We start from the raw sequence: 2,303 nt of genomic DNA on the forward strand, positions 1-2,303 counted from the left end.
GGTCGGGGGTCATGCGTTCTCCTTGGTGGTGACGGGGGCCGGGGCGGGCGTGAGGTCGACGACGCGGCCCGTGCGGGACGACTCGTAGACGGCGGCGACGATCGCGAGCGAGGCGCGGGCGTCGCGTCCGGTGACGGCAGGCGCCCGGCCGGTCAGGACGGCGTCCGCGAAGTCCTGCACCTGGAGGGTGTGGAAATCGGCGAGTCCGGCGTTGACCTCGGTGACGTCGAGGTTGGCGCGGACGTCGGAGGTGTAGGGCGCCCGGAACTCGGTGTCGCCCGGCACGGTCCAGATTTCGTTGACACCCTCCTGCCCTTCCGGGAATTCGAGAACGCTCGCGATCGCACCGGTCTGTCCGAGCACGGTGACCCGGTTGCCGAGGTTGTGGTTGGCGCCGGTGGTCGCGGTGACGGTGGCGGTGCCGCCCGACGCGAACGACACGACCGCCGACGCGCTGTCCTCGGTCTCGATGTGCTCGCCGTGCGTGTGGGTGCGGATGAAGCCGCACACCTGGACGGCCTCGCCCATGAACCACTGCAGCATGTCGATCTGGTGCACGGCCTGCGTCATGAGGACACCGCCGCCGTCGGTGTCCCACCGTCCGCGCCACGCGTCGGCGGAGTAGTAGGACGACGGGCGGTGCAGGATCACCGACGCCTCACCGAGTACCGGAACACCGATCCGGCCGTCGTCGATCGCATCCCGGATGCGGCGGGCGGCGGGCCAGAAGCGGCGCTGGAACAGCACCCCGAACGTGATGCCCGCGCGGTCGGCGGCCTCGATCATCCGGTCGGCGGCGGCGACGTCGACGGCGATCGGCTTCTCGCACAACACGTGGATGCCCGCCTGCGCGGCCGCGACGACGACCTCTTCGTGGACGGGATGCGGGGTGCACACGGTGCACGCGTCGAGACCGAGCGCGAGTAATTCCGCGACCGACCCGACGGCCGTCGTGATGCCGTGCGCCGCAGCGAATGTCCGGGCCCGTTCCAGGTCGGGGTCGCAGCACCCGACGACCTCGACGCCGGGCACCTGCTGCAAGGCCCGGGCGTGGTTGCCGGCGATCTTGCCGCAGCCGACGATGCCGATTCGTAGTGCCATCAGAAGTGCTCCTCGGTTTCGACGTCCCGGGCCGCGGACTCGCCGCGGTCGAGACGGTCCAGGGCGTCGACGTCCCCGGCGGTGAGCCGGACGTCGAGGGCGGCCAGGTTCTCGGTCTGACGTGCGGGATCGGCCGACCGGACAATCGGGACGACACCCTGCGCGCGATGCCAGGCCAGGACCACCTGCGCGGGCGAGTGGCCGAGGCGTTCGGCGATCGCAGTGACCGCGGGTGCGCCGAGCACGTCGCCGCGGCCGAGCGGACTCCACGACTGCGTGGACACCTCGAGTTCGTCGTTCGCGCGGCGGACGGGCAGCCGGGCGAGCGAGGGGTCCATCTGAATCTGGTTGACGGCCGGGGCCTCTCCGGTCTCGGCGACGACGCGGCGCAGGTGCGTGCCCAGGAAGTTGGAGACACCGACGTAACGGACCAGGCCGGCGTCGCGGCAGGCGAGCATCGCCTCGAATGCCGCGACGTACCTGTCGTGGCGTGGCAGCGGCCAGTGGATGAGGAACAGGTCGAGCCGATCGAGCCCGAGACTCTTCAGGCTGCGTTCGACGGCGCCGCGAATGTCGCCGGACACGTGATCGCTCCCCCGCAGTTTGGTGGTGACGAACAGTTCGCCGCGGGGCAGACCGCACTCCGCGAGGGCGGCGCCGACGGCGTCCTCGTTCCCGTAGATGGCGGCCGTGTCGATCAGCCGGTAGCCCGCCTCGATGCCGGACAGCACGGCCCGGGTGGCGTCCGGACCGGTCAGCGGCCAGGTCCCGAGGCCGAGGGGCGGAATCGCCGTCATGCGCTGATCTCCTCGCGGGCGTCGGCTGCCGCGGTGATCTTCGCGGCGACATCGGCCGCGGTCACCAGCGCAGCGTGGATGGAGCCGCCGTCGCCGCTCGCGTCGCCGACGGGGTGGACGCCGAGTCGCGGTGCCAGCCCCCTCAGCGCGGCGAGCAGGTCGGCGCGGGGCTCGACGCCGTGTGAGATCAGCAGTTCGCCGGGGGCGTCGACCATCCGCTCCTCGCCGCCGGTCGCGATCACCACCCGGTCTTCCTCGATCCGCGTCACGATCGACGACAGATGGGTGGTGAGGTTCTCGCTCGCCGCGAGCCGTGGCAGCAGCACGATCTTTCCGCGCCGGCCGACGTCGTGGGCGATGGTCTCCTGCGGGCCGATCATGACGACTGTCGTGCCGTGCCGGAGC

The 2,303-nt window shown here is 71.6% G+C and carries 2 protein-coding genes and 1 pseudogene; all 3 read right to left on the bottom strand.

Annotated features, from left to right (window positions below):
* Positions 1–9 precede the first annotated feature (9 nt).
* Positions 10–1,101, bottom strand: a complete 1,092-nt coding sequence (locus tag ACFTZB_RS45115) for a Gfo/Idh/MocA family protein (protein ID WP_378442439.1) — start codon at positions 1,099–1,101, stop codon at positions 10–12.
* Positions 1,101–1,898: an aldo/keto reductase gene (locus ACFTZB_RS45120; RefSeq protein ID WP_378442441.1), complete on the bottom strand. Its 798-nt coding sequence runs from the start codon at positions 1,896–1,898 to the stop codon at positions 1,101–1,103. The genes ACFTZB_RS45115 and ACFTZB_RS45120 overlap by 1 nt, the downstream gene beginning before the upstream one ends.
* A pseudogene (locus ACFTZB_RS45125) lies at positions 1,895–2,303 on the bottom strand (NADH-dependent oxidoreductase); the annotation flags it as partial. The pseudogene ACFTZB_RS45125 and the gene ACFTZB_RS45120, both read right to left, overlap by 4 nt.

Origin of the sequence: Rhodococcus sp. NPDC057014 (genome assembly GCF_042673295.1) — a bacterium.
Lineage (GTDB): Bacteria > Actinomycetota > Actinomycetes > Mycobacteriales > Mycobacteriaceae > Rhodococcus_F.

What these genes read in the sequence shown, in the direction of transcription:
- ACFTZB_RS45115 (WP_378442439.1), bottom strand. Translation starts at nt 1,101, where the DNA reads ATGGCACTACGAATCGGCATCGTCGGCTGCGGCAAGATCGCCGGCAAC.
- ACFTZB_RS45120 (WP_378442441.1), bottom strand. Translation starts at nt 1,898, where the DNA reads ATGACGGCGATTCCGCCCCTCGGCCTCGGGACCTGGCCGCTGACCGGT.